This is a genomic window from Streptomyces sp. NPDC107559, from assembly GCF_055657365.1.
This window is the reverse complement of sequence record NZ_JBVKBD010000006.1, coordinates 16,174-43,066: the sequence shown is the minus strand read 5'-3', so window position 1 is coordinate 43,066 and position 26,893 is coordinate 16,174. Positions and strand designations below refer to the sequence as shown.

Here is a 26,893-nt window from a genome sequence, read left to right as displayed (position 1 = left end):
CACCGGGCCGGACCGGGCGTCCTGGGTGCCCCGCCCCTCGGGCGGGGCACCCGGTCCCGGACCTGCCGCCGGGCCGCCTCGACGGTCGCTGGCGAGAGGCCGGACGCGCCCGGCCCCGGGCGATCAGCCGGACGCGCTCGCCTGCCGGGGGATCAGCCCCTCCCGGTAGGCGATCGCCACCGCCTCCGTGCGGCTGGCGGCGCCCAGCTTGGCCAGGATGTTGGAGACATGGACGCTGGCCGTCTTGCCCGTGATGAAGAGCTCCTCGCCGATCAGCCGGTTGCTGCGGCCGAGCGCGAGCAGCCGCAGCACGTCCTGCTCACGGGCGGTCAGCGGCGAGAGGCGGTCGCCGGACGGCCGGGTGTCCGCCAGCCGTCCGCGCCGGACCAGATCGTCCACCTGCTCCCGCAGCGGCCCGGCACCGAGCAGGTCGGCGCTCTCGCGCACCGCGCGCGCCTGCGCGGCGGCCTCCTCCCGGCGGTCGGTGACGAGCAGCGCCTCGGCGAACCGCAGCCGGCAGCGGGCCTGCTCGTACACGTCGCCGTAGTCGAACGCGGCCACCGTCTTCTCCCAGACCGCCGGATCCGGCCCGGACACGGCCCGGGTCCACTCCGCCTCCGCGCGGGCCAGCCACGCCTGTCCCTCCGGGCCCTGCGGCGCACCGGCCTTGCCGAGCGCGGCCGTCTCCCGGGCCAGTTCGACCAGTTGCGTCGCGGTGTCCGTCCAGCGGCCCAGCTCGCCCTCAGGGCCCGGTTGCCCCGGCTGGCCCGTGCGCCCCGCCCGGCGCAGTTCGGCGGCCCGGTCGGCGACCGCGGACAGCGCGAGGGCCACCAGCCGGACCGCGGCATCCGGCAGCCGCCCCCCTTCGGACAGTGCCGAGACCGTGGTGCGCGCCCGCTCCACGGCTTCCTGCGGGTCCCCGCGCAGCGCGGCGTCGTCCGTCAGCACGATGCCCGCGACGAGCGTGGCGAGCCAGTCGAAGGGCTGGCGAAGCAACTCCCGGGCCCGGTCGGGGGCCGTCCGGTCGCCGCGCGCGACACCGACGTACCACGCGGGCCCCAGCGCGAACCCGCCCGACGGGGGCAGCGCCTCGGCGGCGGCCGCCGCCGCGACCAGGCACGCGTCCCACTGCCCCAGGGTGTACATCGCCAGCAGCTGGAGATAGCGCATCTCCAGCGGATAGGGCGCGGCCTGGAGCCCCGCGCGGCGGGCCCGGTCCAGCCCCTCGGCCAGCCAGGGCAGACACTCCTGGAGCTCGCCCGACTCGAAGCAGCCGATGGCCAGATGGAACAGCGCCCGCATCTCGACCGTCATGTTGCCCGAACGGCGCGCCAGTTCGCGGGCCTCCTTCAGCCGTTCACGGCCCTGCGGGGTGCGCCGGGTGCCGCCCTCCAGCCCCGTCAGCGAGATCAGCAGGTCGGCCTGTGCGTCCGTCACCCGCAACTCCCGTGCCACCGGCAGCGCCTGACGGGCGACGCGCAACGCGGTGTCGTCGTCGCCTAGCTGACGTGCCGCCAGGACGTGCGTGGCCGCCGCCCACACCCAGGTCGGCGACGGAGGGTCGGCCGGTATGAGCGCGAGCGCCTCCCCGCTGTGCGCGAAGGCCGCGCCGTGGTCGACGCCGAGCAGGTTCCCGGCGAGGGTGTAGCGGACCCGGGCGGCGAGTTCGGAGTCCGCGTCCTGCCCGACACCGGCCAGCGCGGCACGGGTGAGCGCGACCGCGCGATGACCCTCGCCCGCGTGCGCCGCCGCCACCGAGGCACGCAGCATGAGCGTGATCCGGTCCGTCCCCTCGCCCGTGGGCAGCGCCGCCGCGTCCACCGCCGACCAGAGGTCCAGGGCCGTCTCCAGGTGCCGCAGCTCCTCCGCGGGCGCGCCGACCCGCTGGGCGTGCCCGGCGGCCTCCAGCGACGCGGCGAGCGCCTCGGCCAGGTCATGGCTCTCGCGGTAGTGATGGGCGCGCTCCGCGGCCGTCTCGGCCGGGTGTCCCCGGCCGGCCAGCAGGCGCGCGAACGCCCCGTGCAGCCGCGCCCGTTCACCGGGCAGCAGATCGGCGTACACCGCCTCGCGGGCCAGCGCGTGCCGGAAGGCGTACGTGTTGCGGCTGTCGGTCACCAGGAGCTGATGCCCGACGGCCTCGCGCAGCGCCGACTCCAGCTCGTCCTCGGGCAGCCCGACCGCCCGGCTCAGCAGGTCGTGCTCGACCCGGCGTCCGGCGACGGCGGCCGTCCGCAGCATCAGCTGGGCGGTCTCCGACAACTGCTCGACCCGGATGAGCAGGAGGTCGGCCAGACCGCTGGGCACCCCGCCCGCCCGCGCGTCGGTGGCGGCGAGCAGCTCCTCCGCGTAGAAGGCGTTGCCCTCGGCCCGCTCCACGATGCCGCGGACCGTCGCGTCCGGCAGCGGACGGTCCTGCCGTGCCCGCACCAGCCGCGCGACCTCGCCGTCGGTCAGCGGTTGCAGCTCCAGGCGCTCGACGGCGGGCAGCCGCACCAGTTCGGCCAGCAGGGGACGCAGCGGGTGGCGGCGGTGCAGGTCGTCGGCGCGGTACGAGCCGAACACGGTGAGCCGGTGGGCGGGCGCACCGCCCACCGGGCGGGCCAGGACACCGCGGCTGAGCAGGAAGCGCAGCAGGTCCCGGGAGGACTGGTCGGCCCAGTGCAGATCCTCCAGGACGAGCAGCAGGGGCGCGGTCCCGGCCAGGTCGGCCAGCAGCGCCGCGACCGCCTCGAACAGCCGCAGCCGCCCGCCCGCGTCCCCGGCGGCGTCCGGCCCCGCGCCGAGCAGCCGGTCCACCGCGTGGTGCGCGGCCAGGACCGGCGCGAACCGCTCGTCGGCGGCGACCGCCGCCAGGATCTCGGTGAACGGCAGATACGGCAGCCCCACGTCCCCCAGATCGACGCAGTGACCGGTGAGCACGGCCGTACCGGACTCGGACGCCCGCGCGGCGGCCTCGTCCAGGACGCGGGTCTTGCCGACCCCGGCGTCCCCGGCGAGGAGCACGGCACGGGACTCGCCGGCGCGGGCTCGCTCCAACACACCGGCGAGACGGGCGAGTTCCGTCTCCCGGCCGACGAGAGGGGTGGTGAAGACGGGTTGCGGCACGGCTCCATCCTGGCACGGATCACCGACGGCGTACGGATCACCGACAGCGCCCCGGCCGTGGGACGGCAGGCTCAGTGCAGCGACTGCGACCAATTCGCCGGTACGCGCCCCGCCGGGCCCGGAGCGGGCTGGTCCGCCGGGTGGTGTGCGGGCGGCGCGAGATCCGGCCCCGACTCGTACATCTCGCTCGTCTCGTAGTTCCAGAACCAGTCCTCGCCAGGTTCGAAACTGCGCACCAGCGGATGCCCGGAGGCCTTGAAGTGGGCGGTGGCGTGCTGGGCGGGTGAGGTGTCGCAGCAGCCGACGTGCCCGCACTGCGCGCACCGCCGCAGATGGAACCACCAGCCGCCGGCCGCGTCGCAGTCGGTGCAGCCCTCACCGCTCGGCGGTACGCTCGGGTCGATGCCGTCGACGTTGCTCACAGCGCCTCCTCGGAAGTGGTTTCGGGATCCGCCCCGGTGAGCGGCAGGAGGATCCGGAACCGGGTGTCACCCGGCACGGACTCGACCTCGATGCTGCCGTGGTGCTTGTTGACGACGATCCGCCAGGAGATGTCCAGACCCAGCCCGGTGCCCTGGCCCACCGGCTTGGTGGTGAAGAACGGGTCGAAGATCCGGCTGCGGATCTCCGGCGGAATCCCGCCGCCCGTGTCCCGGAACACCACCACCAGCTGGTCGCTCTCCCGTGCGGTGCTCACCGTCAGCGTCCCCTCCCCGCCCGTGTCGGCGATGGCGGAGACCGCGTTGTCGATCAGGTTGGTCCACACCTGGTTGAGCTCCGCCGGGTAGGACGGGACGCGGGGCAGCGAACGGTCGTACTCCTTCACGACCTTGATCTTCTCGCCGAGCTTCGCGGAGAGCATCAGCAGCGTGCTGTCCAGGAGTTCGTGCACGTCGACGACCTGGAAGGGGGCGCGGTCGAGCTGCGAGTACTGCTTGGCGGCCTCGACCAGGTTCGAGACGCGGGTGGTGGAGTCCTCGATCTCGTCCATCAACAGCTCGGTCTCGACCGTGTAGTTGAGCCAGCCCACCGCCCCCGGCAGGATCTCCTCGTCCACCGCCGCGGCGACCTGGTCCAGCCAGTCGACGTGCAGACCGGCCTGGACGAAGGTCGGCGCGAGCCGCCAGCCGTCCGGGATGCCGTGGTCGTCGAGCCAGTCGGTGACGGCGTCCTCCCGGTCCGAGGCCTCCAGGGGGCTCAACGTGGGTGCCTTGGCGACCAGTTCGGCCGTCCGCTCCTGGATCTCGATGAGGCTGGCGAGGGCCTCGCGTGGATACGGGCCCGCCGAGATCACACTCAGCTTGTGCCGCATCTTCGCCACCCGCTCGCGCAGCGTGGCCGTGGCCCGCACGGCCGCCGCGGCCGGGTTGTTGAGCTCGTGCGTGAGCCCGGCGGACAACGAGCCCAGCGCCAGCAGCCGTTCGCGCTGGCCGATGACCCGCTGCTGGCTCTTCGAACCGAAGAACAGCCCCTCCAGCAGATGGACCGCCATCGGGAACCACTCCTGCATGATGCCCGCGAACGTGTCCGCGGGCAGCACGAAGAACCGCGTCGGCTCCGTGACCCGCAGCGAGTTCGTGTAGACCTGCCGCACCCGGTCGCCGATATAGGCCTGCATCGCCCCCGCGTACACCCCGGGCTGCGAGGTCCGGCCGACCTCGACATCGTCGTCGCCGACCCGGCGGAACAGCACGACCGTGCCCTCGACCATCACGTAGAAGCAGGTGGCGGGCTCTCCCTCGGTGTACACCGGCCCCGGTTCGAACCGCTCCACCCGCCCCTCGTGGCACAGTCTGCCGAGCTGCTCCGGGGTGAGCTTCTCGAACAGGAAGAGCGAACCGATCTCCTGCGGCCGGCACTCGACCCGCTGCCCGCTCACGACTGCTCCAGATAACGGTGGACGAGCATCACGGCCATGGCTCCCTCTCCGACGGCGGACGCGACGCGCTTCGCGGACTCGGCGCGTGCGTCGCCCGCCACGAACACGCCGGGAATACTGGTCTCCAGGTGGTAGGGCGGCCGGTCCAGCTCCCAGCCCGCGGGCGGCCGTCCGTCGGGTGTCAGGTCGGGCCCGGCCAGGATGAACCCGCGCGCGTCGCGCAGCACCGTGTCGGACAGCCAGTCGGTCAGCGGGGCCGCGCCGATGAACACGAACATCCACTGCGCGTCGACCAGTTCGCACTGCCCGCTCGCCGTGTCGCGCAGGGTCAGCTGCTCCAGATGGTCGGAGCCGTGCGCGCAGTCCACCACCGTGCCGGTGCGCACGGAGATGTTGGCCGCCTCCTCGATCTGCTGGATCAGGTAGTACGACATCGACGCCGCCAGCGACGCCCCGCGCACCAGCAGCGTCACCGACTTGGCGCCCCGGGACAGGTACATCGCCGCCTGCCCGGCGGAGTTGGCGCCGCCCACGATGTACACGTCGTGCCCCTGGCAGGAGGCCGCCTCGGTCAGCGACGACCCGTAGAACACCCCGCAGCCGGTGAGGTCGTTCGCGCCGGGCGCCGGCAGCTGCCGGTAGGAGACACCCGTCGCCAGGATCACGCTGTGCGCGGCGATCGCCGAGCCGTCCGAGAACCGTACGATCCGGGCCGCGCCGTTGACCTCCAGGCCCGTCACCTCGCGCGCGGTGAGGATCTCGGCACCGAACTTGGCCGCCTGCCGCCGGGCCCGGTCGGTGAGCTGCGCGCCCGACACCCCGTCCGGGAACCCCAGGTAGTTCTCGATCCGGGAGCTCTGCCCGGCCTGCCCGCCGGTGGCCGAGCGCTCCACCAGCACGGTCCGCAGTCCCTCGGACGCCCCGTACACGGCCGCGCCGAGTCCGGCCGGGCCGCCGCCGATGACGATGAGGTCGTAGAAGTCGGCGGTCGGTGTGGTGGCCAGCCCCACCCGGGCGGCCAGCTCCGGCGGCTCGGGCTCGACCAGCGGGGTGCCGTCCGGGGTGACGACCAGCGGCAGCCGCTGTCCGTCCTGCCCGGCCGCGTCGAGCAGCCGCCTGCCCTCCGGCTCGTCGGCCGAGTACCAGCGGTAGGGCACCTGGTTGCGGGCCAGGAACTCCCGTACGTCCGACGAACGCGCCGACCAGCGGTGCCCGACGACCTTCGTGACCGCCACCGACCGGTAGTCGCTGGCCCGCCAGGCGACCAGCAGGTCGTCCAGGACCGGGTAGAGCTTCTCCTCCGGCGGGTCCCACGGTTTGAGCAGATAGTGGTCGAGGTCGACCACGTTGATCGCGTCGATCGCCGCGCTGGTGTCCGCGTAGGCGGTCAGCAGCACCCGGCGCGCCCCCGGATACACGTCCAGCGCCTGTTCCAGGAACTCGATGCCGTTCATCTGCGGCATGCGGTAGTCGGCCAGGATCACCGCCACGAGGTCGCCGCGCAGCTTCAGCTCGCGCAGCGCGTCCAGCGCGGACGCTCCCGACTCGGCGCGCACGATCCGGTACGACTCGCCGTAGCGCCGTCTGAGGTCCCGGGCGACGGCACGGGAGACTCCCGGGTCGTCGTCCACGGTCAAGATGACGGTCCGCGCTGCCTCGGCGGCCTCTGCCATGCGTCTCCCACCCCGAGCGGTCGGATGTGCGGCACGGCGCCTGCGTCGCCGCCGGGCCGACTCCCGCCATCGTATGTTCGATCGCCCCGCTTCGCTCAGGTATGAGCCGGCCGGACCGGACCCCGTCGGCACCGGCGGTCACTCGGTGCGCCGCACTCGTCGCCCTCCGGCTCCGGGAGCGCCCCCGCGCCCGGACCGGCCGAGATCATGAAGGACGGGCGGCGCGGGAGGGCCGTGGGGAAGACTGGGGGTTCCACGGACGGCACACGACACAGGGAGGCGACGCGCATGACGCGCCCCATCACGGCAGGCGTCGACGGAACGGACGAGAGCCTGGCCGCGCTCGCCTGGGCGGCGCGGGAGGCCGTGCGCAGGCGGCTGGCGCTGCGGGTCGTGCACGCCTGGCGGTTCCAGCAGGACGCGGCGCCGGACGTGGCCGGGCGCGACGCACAGGAGCGGTGGGCACGGGACGCGTTGGACGGCGCCGTGCGCACCCTCACCGGGCGCCACCCCGACCTGGAGGTGTCCACCGACGTCCTGGAGGGCGACGCGGCCGAGTCGCTCATCGCCGCCGCGGCGGACGCCGAGCTGCTGGCGCTGGGCTCGCGCGGGCACGGCGGCGTCGTGGGCTACCTGCTGGGCTCCGTCGGACAGCATGTGATCGCCGAGGTGGTCCGGCCTGTGGTCCTCGTACGGGCCGGGGACCAGGCCGCCGCCGAGGCCGGCGGCCGCGAGATCGTCGTCGGGCAGGAGGGCGGCCCGGACGACAGCGCCGAAGTGCTGCGGTTCGCCTTCGAGACGGCCGCGGTCCGAGGTGCCACCCTGCGCGCGGTACGGGCCTGGACGCTGCCGCCCGCGTTCGCCTACAGCCCGGGTTCGCTCCGGCTCCTCGACGACGCCGGGGGCCTGGAGCCGTACGAGACGAAGGCGCTCGGCGAGGCCCTCGCACCCTGGCGGGCGCGCTTCCCGGGCGTGCCGGTGGTCGAGCAGGTGGAGATGGGCAGCGCGGGCCAGGTCCTGCTGTCGGTGGCCGGGCGGGCGCAGCTGGCGGTGGTCGGACGCCGGGCCCGCCGTACGCCCGTGGGGGCCCGGATCGGCTCCGTCGCGCACGGGGTGCTGCACCACGCGCCGTGCCCGGTCGCCGTCGTCCCGCACGGCTGAGCACCCCGGCGCCGGGGCGCCCTGGACCGCCTGCCTGCGGTGTCGCAGCCCCCGACGGCCGGCTAGGCCGCCCGTTCCCGGGCCAGTCGTGCCGCCGCCTCGACCGATCCCCGGTGCACGGGTCCGTGTCCGGGGAGCAGCACGTCGGCGGACAGGGCCTCGATGACGGACAGGGAGGCGACGGCCCGGGCCCGCTCGTGGTGGAACATGTCGGGCAGCAGCTGCGGCCCCTTGGCCCGCGCGGTGGCGTGGCCGCTGACCAGGGCGTCGCCGGAGACGAGCGCGCCGACCTCGGGCAGATGGAACACGGCGTGCCCGACCGTGTGGCCGGGGGTGTGCACGGGCACGGGCCGGCCGGGCAGATCCAGCGCGCCGGTGCCGGTGAACGGCGCGGGCGCCGCCACGGGGTGCTGTTCGGTGCCGCCGACGCGCAGCACGTGCACCAGCCACGGCAGCACACCGGGCCGCCACACGTTCCCCAGCACCTGCCCGACGCTCACCTGCTGGAGGAAGTCCCGGCGCGCGTGCGGTACTTCGTCCTCGTGCAGGTACACCGGGGTGCCGTAGGTGCTGCGCAGGTACTCGGCGGAGCCCAGGTGGTCGTTGTGCGCGTGGGTGATCAGCACGGCGGCGACGGCCTCCGGTGAACTCCCCACCGCGGCCAGGGATTCCAGCAGCTGCTGCCGGTCTCCCGGATAACCGGTGTCGATCAGGGTGGCGGCGTCCCCCTCGGTGAGGATCACCCAGTTGGTGTTGCTGCCGTGCACCAGGTAGGTGCCGTCCGCGACTTGCTGCACATCCGCCCGCATGATCGTCCCGTGTGGTGTGGTCCGTGCCCGACCCGCACAGCAAAGCAGATCACCGAGAAGGCCCGCCGGGCGGGGCGGCTCCGTAAGATCACCCGTATGCCTTGGATACGCCGCCGTGCGCGCAAGCCCGAGCCGTCCGCGGACCGCCTGCCGGACCTCGAGTTCCTCGCCCTCGTGAAGGCGAGCCTGGAGGAGTACGCGCCCGGTGTGACGCAAGGCGCCGAACTCAAGGGCCAGTCGCTGCTCAGTCCGCAAGGATGGGCGGTGGCGGTGGCGCCCCCGCACCACGGGGGCGGCCGGCACTACGACCTCGTCGCGCTGCCGGACGTGAGTCTCCAGCCGGACGTGCCGTGCTTCATGGACTGTGTCGTCGCCATGTCCGGCAACCCCCGGCAGGCGGCCGACGCGTGGGTGGAGACGGCCGGCGCGTGCCTGCTCGAACTCCTCGACCCGCAACAGCGCTTCGCGGAGCACGCGGGTCCCGGGGACGAGCGCGGTGTCCCCGGAATGCACTCGATCATCTCCGGCGTGGTCGGCTTCGGACTCGACGCCACCGAGAACCGGCGCATCCAGACCGCCCTGGTGGAAGCGAACGTGCTGCACCGTCTCGCGGACACGTTCGCCGCGGACCTGGAGTCCCCGTTCTTCAACGGGGTCAAGGTCTTCTACGGCGGACGGCCCGGCTCGATGCAGACCGAGATCCGGGTCAACGGGGAGCGCCACGAAGCCGCCTCGGCCGCGATGACGGCACTGGACCTGCCCGAACCCTCGGTGTTCACCGCCGTGCGCGGTTACGCGCTGCTGATCCCCGAACAGGCCGACGGCGGGGCGCCGCACCTCCCCGCGTGAGACCGGCGGCGGGGGCGGCCGGGCCACCCCCGCGTCCGCTGCACCCGGCGCTGCGATCGGTGAACCCCCGTCACCGCACCCCGTGCGGCCGGAACTGGATGCTGATGCGCGGCCCCGCGGCGCGCGCGGACTTGGGTACGCAGTGCTCCCAGGTGCGCTGGCAGGAGCCGCCCATCACGATCAGGTCGCCGTGGCCCAGCGGCCGCCGCACGGTGTCGCCGTGTCCGTGCAGCGGCCTCAGCAGCAGATCCCGGGGCGCGCCCACGGAGAGGATCGCCACCATCGTGTCCGCGCGCGCGCCCCGGCCGATCCGGTCGCCGTGCCAGGCGACGCTGTCCCGGCCGTCGCGGTAGTAGCACAGCCCGGCCGTGGTGAACGGCTCGCCCAGCTCGTCCGCGTAGCGCGCCGACAGCAGCTCGCGCGCCTCGGCCAGCACCGGGTGGGGCAGCGGGTCGCCGGCGCCGTAGAACGCGAGCAGCCGGGGCACGTCCACGACCTGGTCGTACATCTTCCGCCGCTCGGCATGCCACGGGACCTCGGCCGCCAGCTGTTCGAAGAGCGCGTCGGCTCCGGCGAGCCAGCCGGGCAGCACGTCGATCCAGGCGCCCAGGCCGAGCTCCGTGCGGCGTGTCCCGTCGAGCCGGCCCAGCCGCAGCCGGTCGGTCTGGTCGAAGAGCGAGCCCTGGAGGTGCGTGGTCATGGATCCAGCGTACGCCTTAATCGAAAATATGTTCCCTTCATAGGGTCGGGTGTCACCGGATCTCCTCGCCCGTCGCACACCTCTTTCGATGCACTCATGTATCGGATACATTCGCGTATCGAACGGAGGTGGGGCATGCCGGAAGCGACGCGACAGCCGGCGGGGCGGGTCACCAAGCGCCGTGTCCGCACCCGCGCCAACCTGCTCTGCGCCGCCTTCTCGGTGTTCGCGGCCAAGGGGTACGGGCGCGTCTCGATCGAGGAGGTCTGCGAGGCCGCCGGCTACAGCAGGGGCGCCTTCTACTCGAACTTCGACAGCCTGGACGAGCTGTTCTTCGCCCTCTACCGCGAACGCGCCGACCTCATCGCCGACCAGGTCGCCGGGGCGCTCGCCCTCGACGGGCCCGACCTCGACGTACCCGCCGCCGTGGACCGCGTCACCGAGGTGCTCCTGCTCGACCTGGACTGGCTCCTGGTGAAGACGGACTTCCTGGTGCACGCGGCGCGCGACCCGGTCGTCGCGCAGACCCTCCTGGAGCACCGGGCCCGGCTGCGGCGGGCCGTCGCCGACCGACTCTTCCGGGCCCGGGGGCACACCGAACTGCCCGCCGTGCTCGGCGACGCCGACGGCGCCGCCCACGCCGTGGTCGCCGCGTACGACGGCGTGACCACCCAACTGCTGCTGGACAAGGACGTCGAGCGCGCCCGCGCCTGGCTCAAGCAACTGCTCACCGCGCTGCTCACCGACGGCAGCGACAAGCCCGCCGCGCAGCGCGGCGGATGAGGAAGGAAACGGTCGCCATGGACGCGGACGTCATCGTCGTCGGAGCGGGCCTCGCCGGCCTGGTCGCGGCGCACGAACTCACCAGCCGGGGCAGGCGCGTCGCCCTGGTCGACCAGGAGAACGCCGCCAACCTGGGCGGCCAGGCGTTCTGGTCCTTCGGCGGACTGTTCCTCGTCGACTCCCCGGAACAGCACCGCCTCGGCATCAAGGACTCCTTCGACCTCGCCTGGACCGACTGGCAGGGCAGCGCGCAGTTCGACCGCGCCGAGGACGAGGACTCCTGGGCGGTGCGCTGGGCCCGCGCCTACGTCGAGTTCGCGGCGGGGGAGAAGCGCTCGTGGCTGGAGGGCCACGGCATCAAGCTGCTGCCCACCGTCGGCTGGGCGGAGCGCGGCGACCTGCGCGCCGACGGGCACGGCAACTCCGTACCCCGCTTCCACATCGCCTGGGGCACCGGCACGGGTGTCGTCGAGCCGTTCGTCGAGTACGCCCGTCAGGCCCAGCGCGACGGGCTGCTCACCTTCCACCACCGCCACCGGGTCGACGAACTCGTCGTCGAGGACGGCGCCGCGCGCGGGGTGCGGGGCACGGTCCTGGCCGAGGACGACTCGCCCCGCGGTGTGGCCTCCAACCGGGAGGCGGTCGGCGAGTTCGAGCTCACCGCGCAGGCCGTCGTCGTCACCAGCGGCGGCATCGGCGCCGACCACGACATCGTCCGGCGCTACTGGCCCGAGCGGCTGGGCACGCCCCCGGCCCACATGGTCACCGGCGTACCGGAGTACGTCGACGGGCGCATGCTCGACATCAGCGCGGCGGCGGGCGTCCGACTGGTCAACCGCGACCGCATGTGGCACTACACCGAGGGCATCCAGAACTGGAACCCGATCTGGCCCGGGCACGGCATCCGCATCCTGCCCGGCCCGTCCTCGATGTGGTTCGACGCCCTCGGCCGCCGGCTCCCCGACCCGTGCCTGCCCGGCTACGACACCCTCGGCACCCTCAAGCACCTGCGCACCACCGAGGACATCGCGGGCCACGACCACTCGTGGTTCGTCCTCACCCGGAAGATCATCGAGAAGGAGTTCGCGCTGTCGGGCTCCGAGCAGAACCCCGACATCACCGCCAAGGACCGCAAGGCGGTGCTGCGCGACCGGCTGCTCGGCAAGGGCGCGCCCGCTCCGGTGACGGACTTCCTGCGGCACGGCGCCGACTTCGTGATGGCCGACACCCTGGAACAGCTCGTCGAGAAGATGAACGGCCTCACCGACAAGCCGCTGCTCGACGCGGCCGCGATGCGCCGTCAGATCGAGGCCCGCGACCTCCAGATGGCCAACCCCTACAGCAAGGACTCGCAGATCCAGGGCATCCGCAACGCCCGCCGCTACATCGGTGACCGGCTCGGGCGCGTGGCCACCCCGCACCGGATCCTCGACCCGGCGGCCGGCCCGCTGATCGGTGTCAAGCTGCACGTCCTCACCCGCAAGACGCTCGGCGGCATCCAGACCGACCTGGACTCCCGCGCCCTGGGCGCCGACGGCACGGCGATCGACGGTCTGTACGCGGCCGGCGAGGTCGCCGGGTTCGGCGGCGGCGGTGTGCACGGCTACAACGCCTTGGAGGGCACGTTCCTCGGCGGCTGCCTCTTCTCGGGGCGGGCGGCCGGGCGGGCGGCGGCGAAGCAGACGGCCTGATTGCCCGTCCCCGGTGGCCGCCGATGCCGCGACCGCCGGGGACTGCCGCGACCGTCGGGGACTGCCGCGACCACGGCGACTGCCGCGACCGTCGGGGACTGCCGCGGCCGTCGGGGACTGCCGCCACCGTCGGGGACGGCCGAGACCACGGCGACTGCCGCGATCGCCGTGATGGGCGCGGCAGTCACGCCGCTCGCGGGCCGTCCGTCCGTCCGTCTCAGGTCTGCAGGAGGTGGGCCAGGACGGCCGCGTGGCTGTGCTCCGGGGACTTCGAGGCGGTCAGCAGGGTGACCGGCCCCTCGCCGGCCGACTCGCGCAGCACGTCGACGAGCCCGGCCGCCTGCGGCGCGGCGAGCTCCGCCTCGTAGCGGCGCGCGAACTCCTCGTACGACGCCTCGCCCGCGTGGTACCAACGGCGCAGTTCGGTGGACGGGGTCAGGCCCTTGGGCCACTCGTCCACCCGTGCCGCCTCCTTCGACAGGCCGCGTGGCCACAGCCGGTCGACCAGGACCCGCACACCGTCCTCGGGCTGCGGCGGTTCGTAGACGCGGCGCACACGCACGCTCATGGTCGGGCCCCTCCGTAGTGGCAGTGGTTCTCACGAGCCTACGACCGAGGGCCCGGTGACGCCCCGTGACTTGACCTGAACGAGGGGGACCGCCGGGCGAAGGGGCCCCTAGTCTTGGGTGGTTTGATCATCGTCACCCCCCCAGGAGTGCATGTGAAGCCCCCTCGGCAGCAGTCCGCCAGAAGCACCGCCGTCCTCGGCCGCAGGGCCGTCGTCGGAGCCGTCCCCGTCGCCGTCGCGGCCCTGCTCGCGACCGCCGGGCCCGCAGCGGCGGGCACCACGGGCGCATCCGGAGCCGCGGACCCGTACTTCCCGCTCGCCGGCAACGGCGGCTATCACGTCAGCCACTACGGTCTGACCCTGGACTACCGGCCGTCGAACCGTCACCTCGACGGCAGGGCCGTCCTCACCGCCCGCGCGACCGAGCACCTGACCCGCTTCGACCTCGACTTCAAGGGCCTGAAGATCACCGGCCTCACCGTCGACGGGCACACGGCGGCCTTCCGGCGCAGCGGCCAGGAACTCGTCGTCACCCCCCGTCATGCCCTGCGCAAGGGGCAGCAGTTCCGGGTCACCGTCACCTACGGCGGCACCCCCGGACCGGTCACCGACCCGGACGGTTCCGCCGACGGCTGGATACCCACCGACGACGGAGCCTTCGTCGCCGGTGAGCCGCAGGGTGCCATGACCTGGTTCCCGGCCGACAACCATCCCAAGGACAAGTCCTCCTACGACTTCACCCTCACCGTCCCCGAGGGACATGCCGCGATCGCCAACGGCGTCTACCTCGGCCGGCGCACCGCCCACGGGAAGACCACCTACCGTTGGCGCCAGGCCGAGCCCATGGCCGCCTACCTGGCGACCGCGACCGTGGGGAAGTTCGAGCTCCAGCGGTACACCACCCGTGACGGCGTGCAGGTCGTCAACGCCGTCGACCCGCGCGAGGCGGCCGCCGCCGCACCCGTGCTGAAGAAGCTGCCCTCCGTGCTGGATTGGGAGAGCAGGATCTTCGGCCCCTACCCGTTCCGGGCCGCCGGTTCGATCGTGGACCACGCGCCCGACGTCGGCTACGCCCTGGAGACCCAGACGCGGCCGCTGTACGACTCCGCGCCCGACCTGGCCACCCTCGTCCACGAGAGCGCCCACCAGTGGTTCGGCGACTCCGTCTCCCTCACCAGCTGGAAGGACATCTGGCTCAACGAGGGCTTCGCCACGTACGCCGAGTGGCTCTACAGCGAGCAGCACGGGGGCGACAGCGCCCAGAAGACCTTCGACAAGCTGTACGCCCGTCCGGCGGGCGACGAGCTGTGGGCGTACCCGCCCGCCAACCCGGGCAGCGGCGCGAACATCTTCGGCACGCCCGTCTACGCGCGCGGCGCGATGGCCCTGCACGAGCTGCGCACCGCCGTGGGCGATCGCACGTTCCTGCGCATCCTGCGCGCCTGGGCCACCGAGCATCGCGCCGGACACGGTACGACCGCGCAGTTCGAGCGTCTCGCGCAGCGGGAGTCCGGCAAGAAGCTCGACACCCTGTTCCGGACCTGGCTGTACGGCACCGACAAGCCGGCCAGGCCGTAGGGGCCGTCGCGTCGCGCACCCGTGTCGCTCCCGCCGGGGCGGGGCAGACACGGGTGCGGTCCGCGGGGACGCGACCGCCGCGGCTGCGGCCGTCGGGAGGGCGCGGGAGGGGCGCCCTAGCCCGACTGCCCCGAGTGCCGCCGGGCGTTCAGGCGGCGCTTCAGCGCGCGCCGTTGCGTCTCGTCCGTGCCGCCCCAGATCCCGAGGGCCTGCCCGGTGTCCAGCGCGAACTCCAGACACCGCTCCTGCACGGGACAGGGCGCGCAGACGGCCTTCGCCTGCTCGGCCTGGAGCAGCGACGGTCCCGAGGTGCCGACCGGGAAGAACAGATCGGGGTCCGCGGTCCGGCACTCGGCGCGGAATCGCCAGTCGTCCATGGAAGTCACCTGCGATCGGAATCGTGTGTGCGCTTGTGGAGGAACAATGTGAACCACTCGCCTGCGGGTGACCTCTCGACGCGCCGTCAAACAGCGCTGCCTTCCTCCAAGACGCACATCACTGTTCCCGGATGCTCCAGGGCGAGCCGTACTCGGTGAGCAGGTCCAGGAACGGCACGGCCGGGAACGCCTCGGGGCCGAGGACGCCCGCACCCGACCACACGCCGTCGGCCAGGAGTTCGAGGGCGACGACGGGATTGACGGCGGTCTGCCACACCACCGCCTGGCAGCCGTACTCGGCCATCGACCACTGGTTGTCGACCACGTGGTACAGATACACCTCGCGCGGCGCGCCGTCCTTCACGCCCCGCACCCAGGTGCCCGCGCAGGTCTTGCCGTGCATGCGCTCGCCCAGGGTCGCGGGGTCGGGCAGGCAGGCGGCGACGACGTCCCGCGGCGAGACGGCGACCGGACCGTCGGGGCCGGGCACGGTCACCGGCTCGGTGCGGTCGAGACCGAGCAGACGCAGGGTCTTCAGGGTACGGATGAAGTCCTCGCCGAGACCGTACTTGAAGGTGACCCGGCGGGCGTCGACCCAGCGCGGAACCAGCAGGACCTCCTCGTGCTCCACGTTCACGCACTCCACGGGCCCGATGCCCTCGGGGAAGTCGAACACCTCGGGCTCGCTGAAGGGTTCGGTGGTGAACCAGCCGCGGTCGGCCTCGTAGACCACCGGCGGGTTGAGGCACTCCTCGATGGTGGTCCAGATGTTGAACGAGGGCGCGAAGTCGTGGCCGTCGACGGTGAGGTCGGCGCCGTCGCGGATGCCGATCTCCTCGATCTCGTCGAACAGTTCGTCGGCGGCGTACCGGGCGAAGACGTCCGACAGGCCCGGCTCCACCCCCATGCCGACGAGCGCCAGGGCTCCCGCCTTCTCCCACTCGGCCGCCTGCGCGAACTGCGCGTCGCCGAGCATGACCCCGCACTCCTCGTACGGGCGCTCCGGGTGCGGCCGGGACAGCGACATCGCCATGTCGACATACGTGGCCCCGGCGGTGCGGGCCGCCCGGAACAGGGGCTCGACGAAGCGCGGGTCGGTGGCGTTGAGCAGCACGTCGCAGGCGTACCGCCGCAGCAGCGCGGCCACCGCCTCCTCGTCGTTCGCGTCGACGCGCTCGGCCCGGAACCGCGTCCCGTCGGCGCCCAGGGCGGCGACGGCGGCCTCGGCCCGCGCCGGGTCGTGGTCGGCCACCACCATCGCCTCGAAGAACGACCGCCGGGCCGCGATCCGGGTGATCGCGGTGCCCACACCGCCGGCTCCCACAAGCAGAACACGCATGACGAGGACTCCTTCTCGGGTGAAGTGGCCGACTCGGTGACACGGCTGATCCGTCGACCGGGTCGGATCGGGTCGGATCGGTCCACCAGATCGAACAGATCGAACAGATCGAGCGGGTCGACGAGGTCGAGCGGGTCGACGAGGTCGAGTCGGTCGACGTGGTCGAGTCGGTCGAGTCGGGTGAACGAAAGAAGTGGGGCCCCGCCGGTGATACAACGCCTTCCGTCGTCGTAAGGTCAATGGCGTTGGCATAAGAGCGGCCGGGCGGGGAAGCGACCGGGCGGGAAGCGGTCGAGGAGGCGGCGATGCCCAAACCGGTGGTGCCCGAGGACAAGCGGCGCCGGCGGCGGCCCACCAGGAGCGGCACCGTGCTCTCGGAGCGGCTGATCGTCGACACGGCGCTGCGGATGCTGGCCGAACACGGCAGCACCGGACTCAGCGCCCGCCGTCTCGGCCTGGCGCTGGACTGCGACCCGAGCACGCTCTACCGGTACTTCCGCGGCATGGACGAGCTGACCCTGGCCATCGGCGACGCCCTCATCGGACAGGCCCTGCGGGGCTGGCGGCCCACCGGACAGTGGCGGACGGACCTGCACGCCGTCGGGCTGCGCATCCACGCGGCGTACGTCGCCCATCCGCAGGCGGCCCTGCTCACCGCGAGCCGGGTCACCGGCCGCACCCATGAACTGGCCGCCGACGAGGCCGTACTGGACATCCTGCGCACCGCGGGCTTCCCGCTGCCGGACACGGTCCGCATCTACCACGCCTTCATCGACCAGACCCTCGCCTTCGCGGCCCTCGACGCGGCCTCGCTGGCCCTGCCGCGGGCCACGCTGCGCGCCGACGAGGACAAGTGGCGCTCGACCTACGGGCGGCTGCCGGCCACCACCCACCCGCGCATCGCGGAGGCCGCGCCGCTGCTGGCGGCCCGCATGGTCGACAGCGCCTACCCGACCGCGCTGGAGATGCTGCTGGACAGCGCGGCGGCCCGGCTGGCGGCGGTCTGATCCGGACCGCGGACCGCGGCCCGCGGGCACAGCAGGTGCTGCGATAGTGATCCCCGGCAGAAAGATGTATCGAGCAACCAGGAAGCCCGTGGACACCAGCGAGAGCAGTACCGAGTCACCCACCGCCGCCCCGGCGCCGCCCCGGCGCGGCTGGCGGCGCTGGGCCATGGACACCCGCCCCCTGCGCCGCCCGGCCTACCGCCGGCTGTGGTCGTCGACGATCGTCACGGCGGTCGGCAGCCAGCTCACCGCGGTCGCCGTGCCCAAGCAGATCTACGACATCACCGGCTCCTCGGCCTGGGTCGGGGCCGCGAGCCTGGCCGGCCTGCTGCCGCTGATCGTGTTCGCGCTGTGGGGCGGCGCGGTCGCCGACACGGTGGACCGGCGCAAGCTGCTGCTGATCACGAACGTCGGCATAGCCGTCACGTCGCTGCTGTTCTGGGTCCAGGCCGCCGTCGGACTCGACTCGGTGGCCGCGCTCATGGTCCTGCTCGCCGTGCAGCAGGCGTTCTGGGGGCTCAACGCCCCGGCCCGCAACGCCTCCATCGCCCGGCTGGTCCCCGCCGACGAGCTGCCCGCCGCGAACGCCCTCGGCTCGACCGTGATGCAGACCGGACAGGTGGTCGGACCGCTGCTGGCGGGCGTCCTGATCCCGATCATCGGACTGCCCGAGCTGTATCTCGTCGACGCGGTGGCGCTGTGCGTCACGGTGTGGGCGGTCCTGCGGCTGCCCGCGCTGCCGCCGCAGGCCGCCGTGGCGCGCCGTGCGGGGGTGCGCGAGATCGTTGCCGGTTTCCGCTACCTCTCCGCGCACAAGGTGCTGCTGCTGTCCTTCCTGGCCGACATCATCGCGATGGTCTTCGGCATGCCCCGCGCCCTCTTCCCGCAGCTCGCCGCGGAGAGCTTCGCGCCCTGGGGCGAGGGTCTCGCGCTCGGTCTGCTGTTCGCGGCGATCCCGGTCGGCGCGGTGGCCGGCGGGCTGTTCTCCGGCGCGTTCTCCCGGGCCCGCAGGCACGGCTGGATGGTGATCGGTTCCGTGGTCGCCTGGGGCGCTGCCGTCACGGGCTTCGGACTGAGCCGCAACCTGTGGTTCGCGGTGGTGTTCCTGGCCGCCGCCGGGGTCGCCGACATGGTCTCCATGGTCTTCCGCGGGGCGATCCTGCTGTCCGCGGCCACCGACGAGATGCGCGGCCGGATGCAGGGCGTCTTCACGGTCGTGGTCGCGGGCGGACCGCGCGTCGCCGATGTGCTGCACGGCACGGCCGGTGCGGCGTTCGGCCCCCACGCGGCCGTCGCCGGCGGCGGTCTGCTGGTCGTCGTGGTGATGCTGGGCCTGGCGGCCGCGGTACCCGCCCTGCGCCGCTACCGCATCTGACGCTCCGCACCCCGGCACCCCCGCGGGCCTGTGGGCGCGTGGGGCCGCGCGACCGCGCGACCGCCGGACCGCCGTGGACTACAGGGCGCTGCGCCGGCGCAGCGCGTACTGCTCCATGAGTTTGGTGCGGGTCATCTCCAGCCGGTGGGCGAGGATCTCCGCGACCGTACGGATCAGCGTCAGCCCGAGCTGGGCGTCCTCGTCGCACAGCTCCCGCACGGGCTGCGCGTCGAACTCGTAGGCGCGTACGGGGCTGAAGGCTTCCGCTCCGAAGTCCCACAGGTAGGGCGGGAACAGCCAGGACCAGCCGAGCAGGTCGCCCGCCCCCAGAGTGGCCACGGTCACCCGCTGTGCGGTCGTGACCTGCTGGTCCAGGGAGACGGCGCCCGAGCGGATCACCCAGAACCGGTCGGCCGTGCCGCCGGACTCGAAGATGCGGGTGTCCTCGGGGAAGGACGCCTCCCGGGCGAGCGACATCAGGCGCTCGCGCTGCGGCTGGGGCAAGGCGGTCAGGAGTTTTGTCGCTTTGGTCATGAGCGGGGCTCCTCGCCGGCGAAGTGGAGGGAGGGCGGCCGCGTGGCGGAATGTCACCGTCGGCGGTGTCTTCCCCTAAGCCCCATTTCAGCCGCTGCCGAGAACTCGGGCACCTCGGCGGGGTGGGCACCCGTATTCGTCGGCCCGACGCGCGGGTGGGGGTGGTAGAGGCAGTTACCCAGTCCCTCGCCGTTCAACCCGGGGAGGGGTGGCGCAGACGCGTCCGGGCATGAAAAAGCCCTGGCTGGACGGGGGAAACCAGCCAGGGCTTCAACGCGGTGGTACACGGAGGACGGTACGGTCGACTCCGTCACCGCGTATAGGTGAATGGTAAACCATCTGCTAAGGGTCTCCGCACCGGAAACCCGGTTGCGTGACCGGTTTCACTTGCCGTCCTCGCCGCGGTGCCTGCCGGGGGTGAGGATCTCGTCCATCACCCTGATCACCGCCTCGTAGGCCAGCGTCCGCACGGCCGCCTCGCGGGCCCCGTCCGGATCGGTCGCCCTCAGGTCCCCGCACCGCGCCTGCCAGGTCCGCGCCTCCTGCTGGGCACAGGCCCTGGCCCGCTGCATACGGCGCACCAGCTCGTCCGAGTCCACAACATCCGTCATGGCATCCGACTACCCCCGATGGCCCCGTCGATGACGGGGTCTCCGTCCCGGAACGGCAGGTTTGACGGCCCGCCTCCAGGTCATGCGAAGAGAGAAGGATCCGCTGATTCCGGGCGGCGCGACAGCGGGTGCCCGGTCCGGGTGCCCCCAGGTCCTCTCCGACGGGCGCCGCGGCCGGACGGAGCTCGGGGCGCGGGTCGCCCGCGAGCCCTGTCCGGGGCCGTGAAGAAGCGATCGCTCAGGGAGCGCGACCATGTGCGCGAAGCCACCGACCGGACCCGCCACCGATCCCGTCCGGGGCCCGGACGACTCGCACACCCGGGCCGGCTGCGACAGCCGGCAGCCCTGGTGCCCGGCCGACGTCCGCATCGCCGTACGGCGTGTGGTGGACCGGTGGTGCCGGGAGGAGGGCTCGCCCTGTGACGAGGACGCGCTCTCGGACGCGCTGCTCGTCGCCTCGGAACTGACCACCAACGCCATCCTGCACGGCGGCGGGGTCACGGGGGTCGACGTGGACCTGGAGGGACGGGCCGTACGGGTCTCCGTCTGCGACCGCAGCGAACGGCTGCCGGTCTTCACGCCCTTGACCGGTCTCCGGGAGCACCGGCACACCGGCGGGCGCGGCTGGCCGATCGTGTGCCTGCTGTCGCGGGACGTACGGGTGACGGACCTGCCCGCGGGCGGCAAACGGATCACCGCGGTGGTGCCGGTCCGGTGACCGGTCCGGTGACCGGTCCGGTGACGCGGGCGGAGCCCGTGCACCCGGCGGGTCCGCCGAAGTGCGCGGACCGCTGCCGGGGTTTCCCCCGGGCCCGGCGGGAGCGAGGCTTCCTCCCGGCCCCGCGGCCGCGCCGTCCGTCCCCGGCCTCCTGTCAGGCCGCCGAGTTTGCGCCCCGCAAGCCAGGGCAGACGCACGTTCGTGCTTCGGACCGGAGGCGCGCCCGCGGGAGCGGAGTGCAGGCCCCGGTGTTCTGGGGCCGCCGAGCGAGGCCCCTCCCGCGCACATCCCAGAAACCATCTGTCCGGGAGTGATTCCGCATGCTCATCGACGCATCGACAGACAGCACCGACGCACGCGATCGTCCCACCCCGCCCGCGCGGCGGCCGCACGACGACACCCCCGACACCGCAGGCCTGTTCACCCGTCTGGTGGACCTGGAGGACGGTCCCGAGCGGGACGACGTCCGCGACCGGCTCGTGGCCGCCTGGCTGCCCATGGCGCACCGGATCGCCGGACGCTTCCGCGAGCGCGGCGAGTCCCTGGAGGACCTGCGCCAGGTGGCGGCCCTCGGACTGGTCAAGGCGGTCGACCGGTTCGACCCGTCCCGCGGGGCGTTCGAGAGCTATGCCGTGCCCACCATCACCGGTGAGGTCAAACGGCACTTCCGCGACCGGATGTGGGCCCTGCGGGTGCCCCGCCGGGTGCAGGAACTGCGCAACAAGGTGCGCGTCGCGCGCCGTGAACTCACCCTGAACCCCGGCACCCCCGAGCCCTCGGTCACCGACATCGCCGCCCACACCGGGCTGACGGAGGACGAGGTCGGCGCGGGCATGGAGGCACTGGAGAGCTTCAGCACCCTGTCCCTGGACGCCGAGCTGTCGTCCGCCGACGACGGCCACAGCCTCGTGGACACCCTGGGCGAGCCGGACACCTCCTACGATGTGGTGGTCGACCGCGAGGCGGTCAAGGAAGGTCTGCGCCGACTGTCCGAGCGCGAGCGCGCCGTGCTGTACATGCGCTTCTTCGAGGACATGACGCAGAGCCGTATCGCCGACCGGCTGGGCATCTCCCAGATGCACGTGTCGCGGCTCATCAGCCGCAGCTGCGCCCGGGTGCGCGACCAGGCGCTGGAGCGGCACGGAAGCCGGCGCGGGCCGGGCCGGGGCAGCCGCGGCCGGACGGCCTGAGGGCGCGGAGGACGCGACGGACATGACTGTCAAGACCGACGGCGGGCGGAGCGAGGCCGAGCGGGTGGCGAGGGGATCCGTGACGGAGGGCGCCGCGCGGGCCGGGCTCGTCGCGCAGGGCGTCATCTACCTGCTCGTCGGGGTGCTCGCGCTGCGCATCGCCGTCGGCGACAGCAGCCACCAGGCCGATCGCGGCGGCGCCCTCGCCGAGATCGCCGACCAGCCCTTCGGCGACGTACTGCTGTGGGCGCTGGGCATCGGAGTGGTCGGCATGGCCGTGTGGCGGCTGTCCGAGGCGGTCTTCGGCGCGGTCGGGCCGGACGGCCACAAGCCGCACATGCGCCTGCTCGCCGTCGTACGGTGCGTCTTCTACGTCTTCGTCGCCTTCTCGGTGCTGGCCTTCGCGGCCGGGGCGGGCGGCAGCGGCAGCGGGGCCGGCGACCGGGAGTCCAAGGACGTCACGGCCCGGGTGCTCCATCTGCCCGCGGGGCAGTGGCTGGTGGCGGCGGCCGGGGCCGCGGTCGTCGTGGCGGGCGTCTGGATCGGGGCCCGCGCCGTCATGCGTTCCTACCGTGACGAGCTGAAGCTCGCGCAGATGTCGCGAGGCGCCCGGCGGCTGGTGGACGTGACGGGCGTGGCGGGCGGCGCGGCGCGCGGTCTGGTGTTCGCCGCGGTCGGCGCGTCCGCGGTACGCGCCGCGGTCGACTTCGACCCCGACCGGGCCAAGGGCCTGGACGACAGCCTGCGCGCGTTCGCCGCCACGCCGCTGGGCCCGTCGCTGCTCGGCTGCGTGGCCGCCGGTCTCGCCCTGTTCGGGCTGTTCTCCTTCGCGCTGTCCCGCTGGCGCAGGGTCTGACGGCGGGCCTGGCGCGGGGGGCTGTCACCGGCGGGCGCCTGGTCGTGGGTCGTCCTCGGGTGTGACCGGCGGGAGCTTGGCCGCGGTTCGTTCCTGGCCGTCGCGGACGGGAGCTCGCCCGCAGCCGGCCCTCGGCTGTCACCGGCGGGCGCTCGCCCGCGGTTCGTCCTCGGGGGTCACCGGCGGGCGCCTGCCCGCGGTTCGCCCTCGGGGGTCACCACCCGGACGTCCAGCGGCCGGGCCAGGCCCACCACCGCCTCGTCCAGGCGTTGCAGATGGCGCAGCACCCGGTCGGTGACCCGGCCGAAGCGGGGGCCGACGTCCGGTCCCAGCAGGGACGCGATGCTCGGGCCGGTCCACACCCGGAACTCTTCGCCGGCCTCCTCGTCCGCGAGGTGCCCGACCCGTGCGGCGATCGCCGCGATGTTGTCCACCACGCGCCGCCCCGCCCGCCGCAGCCGCGGGTCCGCCGCGATCGACGGGTGAGTGGGCAGCAGTTCGGCCGTCGCCGCCAGGGAACGGGCGTGATAGGCGCACGTCTCCAGCAGCGCGAGCACATAGCGAGCGGTGTTGCGCCGGTTCCGCAGCGGTGTCACCGGATGCGTCAGCGGCTGCACGGCGGCGCTCAGATCGCTCAGGGACCGGTCCAGCTCGCGCGCCCGGTCCAGCAGATCGGCCGGGTCCCCGCCACTGAGCTGACCGACCGCAGTGTCGGTGACCTCGCCGAGCCGCTCCAGCACCGTGACCAGCAGTTCGTCCGTACGACGGGCCGTGCGCACCGGCAGCACCACCGCCGCGGCGATGACCCCGCACGCGGCCCCGAGCGCGGTCTCCGCCACCCGCAGCATCAGGACCGACGGCGAGTAGGTGTGCAGCAGGGTGTAGAGCACCCCCAGCGCCGCGGTCACGAAGAACGACATCAGCGTGTACGACAGCGGAGCCGTGTAGAACATCGCGAAGAGACAGAACAGCACCAGCGCGAACGCCGTCCAGGTGTGGTGGCCGACCAGCCCCGCCAGCACGATGCCTGCGCACACGCCCAGCACGGTCCCCACGACCCGGCGGGAGCCCTTGACCAGGATCTCGCCGGTCGACGCCGTGTTGACGAACACGATCCAGCAGGTCAGCACCGCCCAGTACCAGCGCTGGCTGGAGAGCAACTCCCCGCCGACCATGGCCAGCGCCGAGCCCACGGAGACCTGCACGGCCGTCCGGGTGGTGGGCCGGTCCAGGCCGGTGAGCGTGCTCGTCCGCTGCTCCTGCTCCTCGGCACCGGCGATCGCGGCGTCCTCGGCGTCCAGCTCCTCGCGGGAACGGGCCGTCGAGGGGCTGTCGTCCGTCTCGTCCTGGGGCCCGTCGAGGGCGATGCGCAGACCCAGCACCGCCCGCGCGGCCTCCCCCACGCCCCGGAAGACGTCCCGGACGGCCGGGGAGGCGGGCGGCAGGTTCTCCTCCTCGCGGTAGCCCAGGAGCCGGTTGCGCAGTACGGCCGACGCGGTGCCCCGGCTCCCGGACACCGGGCGCAGCACCAGCAGGCGCAGCGCCTCCAGATCCCGCCGCAGCGTGTCCGTCGCCTCCTCCCGCACCGGCAGACGACCGCCCGACGGCAGCGGCGCGCCGGCCAGATGCAGGGTGAGAGTGCCGGGGTCGAGGGTGCTGTCGGCCTGGTGGGGACTGCGCGCGGTCAGCACCAGCAGCCCCAGCCGCTCGGCGGTGACCTCGGCGTCCGCGATCCGGCGTTGCAGCAGCCGGGCCACCGACGGGTCGGAGGTGCCGTCCTCCAGACGGCCCTGGATCAGCAGCGCCGTCTCGTGCAGCCGCGCGGTGCCGCCGCGCACGTGCTCCAGCGCCTTCTGCACGTCGTCGGGACCCGCGTCCAGCAGTTCGACCTGCGCGGACACCAGCTGGGCGAACCGGGCCCTGAATGCCTGGCGCAGCCGCTCCAGCACGCCCTCGGGAGTCTCCGGCACGACCACGAACCGCACGAGGGCACTGCACAGGAACGCCACGCACAGGACGCCGTACAGGGCGGGCAGCGCGGGGACGGTGGCACCGACGAACAGGGAGACGAAGTAGATCTGGAAGGCGATCAGGCCGAGCGCCGTACCGCGGTCGCCGAACCGGCGTCCGTAGACGGCGCCGAAGATGACCAGCAGGAAGATCAGGTCGCCCAGGACGACCCGGGAGTTCAGCAGCGCGCCCAGGGTCAGCGAGGCCAGTGCCACCGGCAGGCCCAGGGCCAGCGTGACGGCCTGCCGGTCGCGCTGCTTCTCCTGGACGGCGAACGAGGCGGCCATCGCCGTGATGGCCCCCGCCACCAGATGGGGCACGTCGGTCCCCAGCAGGGCGAGCACGACGAGGGTCAGGGCCACGGACCCCACGGTCCGCAGCCCGGCGGCCAGCCGCAGCAGCCCGGGATCGGATGCCGCGAGGTCGTCCCGCAGCCGGGCCCAGGCCCCTCCGGCCGCCCTCACGTCGCCGCGCTCTCTCCCGCCCCACGGCCTGCGCGCGCGCCGGACGCGGCGTGCCGTGTCACTGCTTCGGCGAATGCGTCCGGGCCACGTGGGCCCGTACCTCGTCCGGGGTCAGATAGTGGTTGGCGTACTCGAAGTCCTTGAGCTTGGCCGGCCTGCGGGACTGGAAGCCGGTGCGGACGAAATCGTCGCCGGCGAGCGCGTTGAGCGTCCAGTTGGTCAGCACCCGCGCCTTGGCGACGTTGGTGCGCAGCGCCGACCAGTGGTAGCCGCGCGCCACCGCCTGGGCGATCAGTCCGCGCAGTTCGATGCCCAGCGGCTTGGACACGGCGTCCGCGCCGCCGAGGTCGACGACCAGACCGAGATCCCGGTGGACGTACGGGGTCAGCGGCTGGTTGCGCAGTGTCGCGATGACGTTGTCGGCGACGTGCCGGCCCTGCCGCATGGCGTGCTGCGCGGTCGGCGGGCAGATCGCGTCGTCGCCCTTGGCCCTGTCGGGTACGGCGGCGGCGTCGCCGAGCGCGAACACACCGTCCTCGCCGGGCAGGTGCATCTCCGCGTTCACCGCGAGCCGCCCGCGGACCGTCTCCGCGCCGAGTGTGGCGATGAGCGGACTGGCGACCACCCCGGCGGTCCAGATCAGGGTGCGGGTGGGCACCACCCGGCCGTCCGTGAAGGTGACCTCCTCGGCGGCGGCCTTGTCGATCGAGACGCCCAGGGAGACCTCGATACCGCGCCGGGCCAGGATCTCCTGGGCGCTGCGGCCGAGCTTGTCGCCCAGTTCGGGCATCAGCTTCGGCGCGATGTCGATCAGATGCCACCTGATCAGGCTCGGGTCCAGCCGCGGATAGCGCCGGACGGCACCGTGCGTGAGGCGTTGCAGACAGGCGGCGGTCTCGGTGCCCGCGTAGCCGCCTCCGACCACCACGAACTGGAGCCGGGAGGCGCGCTCCGCCGGGTCGTCGCTGGCGTCGGCGAGATCCAGCTGCGAGATGACGTGGTCACGGAGGTACGCGGCCTCCGCCAGCGTCTTCATGCCGTACGCGTGATCGACGAGCCCGGGGATGTCGAAGGTGCGGGTGACGCTGCCCGGGGCCAGCACGATGTAGTCGTACCGCTCGTCGACGATCTTGCCGGTGATGGTGCGGATCACGCAGACCTTGGCCTTGAGGTCCACGCCGATGGCACCGCCCGGGATGATCCGGGTGCGGTACTTCTTGCTGCGCCGCAGGGACAGGGCGATCGACTGGGGCGTCAGCACGCCGGAGGCGACCTGGGGCAGCAGGGGCAGATAGAGCTGGTAGGACTGCGGCGTCACCAGAGTGATGTCGGCCTCGCCCGGGGGAAGCCTGCGTTCCAGGCGCCGTACGCACCCCACTCCCGCGAAGCCCGCGCCCACCACCAGGATCCTGGGTCGTGTCACGATGGTCCATCCCTTCTGCGGCTCCAGGCGGTCTGCCTCGGCACCATTCGCGTGCCCGCCGGGCGCTGCATCGCACCTCCCGATCGCACCGCGCCCGAAACACCCGCCGACCGGGTGCTGTGGCGTGCAGACGAACGAACAGATCTTCAGTCTGCCTGCTCGGCGGCCATGGCGCGTGGGGAGCCGGGACGCG

The 26,893-nt window shown here is 73.3% G+C and carries 23 protein-coding genes; 10 read left to right on the top strand and 13 right to left on the bottom strand.

Annotation, left to right across the window (positions count from 1 at the left end; all coding sequences use genetic code 11):
* Window positions 1-123: 123 nt before the first annotated feature.
* The 4 genes from ACZ7OY_RS19510 to ACZ7OY_RS19495 form a co-directional block, all read right to left on the bottom strand.
* Window positions 124-3,105 carry a helix-turn-helix transcriptional regulator gene (locus ACZ7OY_RS19510; RefSeq protein WP_471912493.1) on the bottom strand — a complete coding sequence of 994 codons (2,982 nt, stop codon included), beginning with the start codon at window positions 3,103-3,105 and terminating at the stop codon, window positions 124-126.
* A gap of 71 nt (window positions 3,106-3,176) precedes the next feature.
* Window positions 3,177-3,527, bottom strand: a complete 351-nt coding sequence (locus ACZ7OY_RS19505; RefSeq protein ID WP_471912492.1) for a UBP-type zinc finger domain-containing protein — start codon at window positions 3,525-3,527, stop codon at window positions 3,177-3,179.
* Window positions 3,524-4,984: an ATP-binding protein gene (locus ACZ7OY_RS19500; protein ID WP_471912491.1), complete on the bottom strand. Its 1,461-nt coding sequence runs from the start codon at window positions 4,982-4,984 to the stop codon at window positions 3,524-3,526. The genes ACZ7OY_RS19505 and ACZ7OY_RS19500 overlap by 4 nt, the downstream gene beginning before the upstream one ends.
* Window positions 4,981-6,657: an NAD(P)/FAD-dependent oxidoreductase gene (locus ACZ7OY_RS19495; RefSeq protein WP_471912490.1), complete on the bottom strand. Its 1,677-nt coding sequence runs from the start codon at window positions 6,655-6,657 to the stop codon at window positions 4,981-4,983. Before ACZ7OY_RS19495 ends, ACZ7OY_RS19500 begins: the two co-directional genes overlap by 4 nt.
* A 288-nt stretch (window positions 6,658-6,945) precedes the next feature.
* Between ACZ7OY_RS19495 and ACZ7OY_RS19490 the strand changes: the two genes are divergently transcribed.
* Window positions 6,946-7,818 (top strand): universal stress protein, encoded by an 873-nt coding sequence (locus ACZ7OY_RS19490; protein WP_471912489.1) that lies wholly within the window; start codon window positions 6,946-6,948, stop codon window positions 7,816-7,818.
* 62 nt (window positions 7,819-7,880) lie between these two features.
* Here the strand turns inward: ACZ7OY_RS19490 and ACZ7OY_RS19485 are convergent, their stop codons facing one another.
* Entirely contained in the window at window positions 7,881-8,627 is a 747-nt protein-coding gene (locus ACZ7OY_RS19485; RefSeq protein WP_471912488.1) for an MBL fold metallo-hydrolase, read from the bottom strand.
* Between the two features lie 96 nt (window positions 8,628-8,723).
* Here ACZ7OY_RS19485 and ACZ7OY_RS19480 point away from each other — a divergent pair, with 96 nt between their 5' ends.
* Window positions 8,724-9,476, top strand: coding sequence for a DUF6348 family protein (locus ACZ7OY_RS19480; RefSeq protein WP_471912487.1), 753 nt, complete (start codon window positions 8,724-8,726; stop codon window positions 9,474-9,476).
* A gap of 70 nt (window positions 9,477-9,546) precedes the next feature.
* Here the strand turns inward: ACZ7OY_RS19480 and ACZ7OY_RS19475 are convergent, their stop codons facing one another.
* Window positions 9,547-10,176, bottom strand: a complete 630-nt coding sequence (locus tag ACZ7OY_RS19475) for an alpha-ketoglutarate-dependent dioxygenase AlkB family protein (protein WP_471912486.1) — start codon at window positions 10,174-10,176, stop codon at window positions 9,547-9,549.
* 135 nt (window positions 10,177-10,311) lie between these two features.
* Here ACZ7OY_RS19475 and ACZ7OY_RS19470 point away from each other — a divergent pair, with 135 nt between their 5' ends.
* Both ACZ7OY_RS19470 and ACZ7OY_RS19465 read left to right on the top strand, forming a co-directional pair.
* Window positions 10,312-10,959 (top strand): TetR/AcrR family transcriptional regulator, encoded by a 648-nt coding sequence (locus ACZ7OY_RS19470; RefSeq protein ID WP_471912485.1) that lies wholly within the window; start codon window positions 10,312-10,314, stop codon window positions 10,957-10,959.
* Between the two features lie 17 nt (window positions 10,960-10,976).
* Window positions 10,977-12,650 (top strand): FAD-binding dehydrogenase, encoded by a 1,674-nt coding sequence (locus ACZ7OY_RS19465; RefSeq protein ID WP_471912484.1) that lies wholly within the window; start codon window positions 10,977-10,979, stop codon window positions 12,648-12,650.
* Window positions 12,651-12,867: 217 nt separating this feature from the next.
* On the opposite strand, the gene ACZ7OY_RS19460 is transcribed toward ACZ7OY_RS19465, so the two are convergent.
* Window positions 12,868-13,218, bottom strand: a complete 351-nt coding sequence (locus ACZ7OY_RS19460) for a DUF488 domain-containing protein (RefSeq protein WP_471912483.1) — start codon at window positions 13,216-13,218, stop codon at window positions 12,868-12,870.
* A gap of 153 nt (window positions 13,219-13,371) precedes the next feature.
* On the opposite strand from ACZ7OY_RS19460, the gene ACZ7OY_RS19455 reads away from it, so the two are divergent.
* On the top strand, window positions 13,372-14,796 hold the full coding sequence (locus ACZ7OY_RS19455) for a M1 family metallopeptidase (RefSeq protein WP_471912482.1): 1,425 nt from the start codon (window positions 13,372-13,374) through the stop codon (window positions 14,794-14,796).
* Between the two features lie 116 nt (window positions 14,797-14,912).
* Here ACZ7OY_RS19455 and ACZ7OY_RS19450 read toward each other — a convergent pair whose 3' ends face one another.
* Together ACZ7OY_RS19450 and ACZ7OY_RS19445 are read right to left on the bottom strand one after the other, a co-directional pair.
* Entirely contained in the window at window positions 14,913-15,173 is a 261-nt protein-coding gene (locus ACZ7OY_RS19450) for a WhiB family transcriptional regulator (RefSeq protein WP_471912481.1), read from the bottom strand.
* 118 nt (window positions 15,174-15,291) lie between these two features.
* A complete protein-coding gene (locus ACZ7OY_RS19445) occupies window positions 15,292-16,512 on the bottom strand; it encodes a saccharopine dehydrogenase family protein (RefSeq protein WP_471912480.1) in 1,221 nt (406 codons plus the stop codon).
* Window positions 16,513-16,817: 305 nt separating this feature from the next.
* Between ACZ7OY_RS19445 and ACZ7OY_RS19440 the strand changes: the two genes are divergently transcribed.
* Both ACZ7OY_RS19440 and ACZ7OY_RS19435 read left to right on the top strand, forming a co-directional pair.
* A complete protein-coding gene (locus ACZ7OY_RS19440) occupies window positions 16,818-17,519 on the top strand; it encodes a TetR/AcrR family transcriptional regulator (protein WP_351622583.1) in 702 nt (233 codons plus the stop codon).
* Window positions 17,520-17,607: 88 nt separating this feature from the next.
* Window positions 17,608-18,894 carry an MFS transporter gene (locus ACZ7OY_RS19435; protein ID WP_471912479.1) on the top strand — a complete coding sequence of 429 codons (1,287 nt, stop codon included), beginning with the start codon at window positions 17,608-17,610 and terminating at the stop codon, window positions 18,892-18,894.
* Between the two features lie 78 nt (window positions 18,895-18,972).
* On the opposite strand, the gene ACZ7OY_RS19430 is transcribed toward ACZ7OY_RS19435, so the two are convergent.
* Both ACZ7OY_RS19430 and ACZ7OY_RS19425 read right to left on the bottom strand, forming a co-directional pair.
* Window positions 18,973-19,428 carry a cyclic nucleotide-binding domain-containing protein gene (locus ACZ7OY_RS19430; RefSeq protein WP_471912478.1) on the bottom strand — a complete coding sequence of 152 codons (456 nt, stop codon included), beginning with the start codon at window positions 19,426-19,428 and terminating at the stop codon, window positions 18,973-18,975.
* Between the two features lie 383 nt (window positions 19,429-19,811).
* Window positions 19,812-20,039: a hypothetical protein gene (locus ACZ7OY_RS19425; RefSeq protein WP_471912477.1), complete on the bottom strand. Its 228-nt coding sequence runs from the start codon at window positions 20,037-20,039 to the stop codon at window positions 19,812-19,814.
* 253 nt (window positions 20,040-20,292) lie between these two features.
* Between ACZ7OY_RS19425 and ACZ7OY_RS19420 the strand changes: the two genes are divergently transcribed.
* The 3 genes from ACZ7OY_RS19420 (at window position 20,293) to ACZ7OY_RS19410 (ending at window position 22,803) form a co-directional block, all read left to right on the top strand.
* Window positions 20,293-20,757: an ATP-binding protein gene (locus tag ACZ7OY_RS19420; protein ID WP_471912476.1), complete on the top strand. Its 465-nt coding sequence runs from the start codon at window positions 20,293-20,295 to the stop codon at window positions 20,755-20,757.
* A gap of 320 nt (window positions 20,758-21,077) precedes the next feature.
* A complete protein-coding gene (locus ACZ7OY_RS19415; protein ID WP_471912475.1) occupies window positions 21,078-21,947 on the top strand; it encodes a SigB/SigF/SigG family RNA polymerase sigma factor in 870 nt (289 codons plus the stop codon).
* Window positions 21,948-21,969: 22 nt separating this feature from the next.
* On the top strand, window positions 21,970-22,803 hold the full coding sequence (locus ACZ7OY_RS19410; protein WP_471912474.1) for a DUF1206 domain-containing protein: 834 nt from the start codon (window positions 21,970-21,972) through the stop codon (window positions 22,801-22,803).
* Between the two features lie 176 nt (window positions 22,804-22,979).
* On the opposite strand, the gene ACZ7OY_RS19405 is transcribed toward ACZ7OY_RS19410, so the two are convergent.
* Window positions 22,980-25,277 (bottom strand): FUSC family protein, encoded by a 2,298-nt coding sequence (locus tag ACZ7OY_RS19405; RefSeq protein WP_471912473.1) that lies wholly within the window; start codon window positions 25,275-25,277, stop codon window positions 22,980-22,982.
* Window positions 25,278-25,335: 58 nt separating this feature from the next.
* The gene (locus tag ACZ7OY_RS19400; protein ID WP_471912800.1) at window positions 25,336-26,703 is read right to left on the bottom strand and encodes an NAD(P)/FAD-dependent oxidoreductase; all 1,368 of its coding nucleotides are present in this window, start codon (window positions 26,701-26,703) and stop codon (window positions 25,336-25,338) included.
* Window positions 26,704-26,893 lie beyond the last annotated feature (190 nt).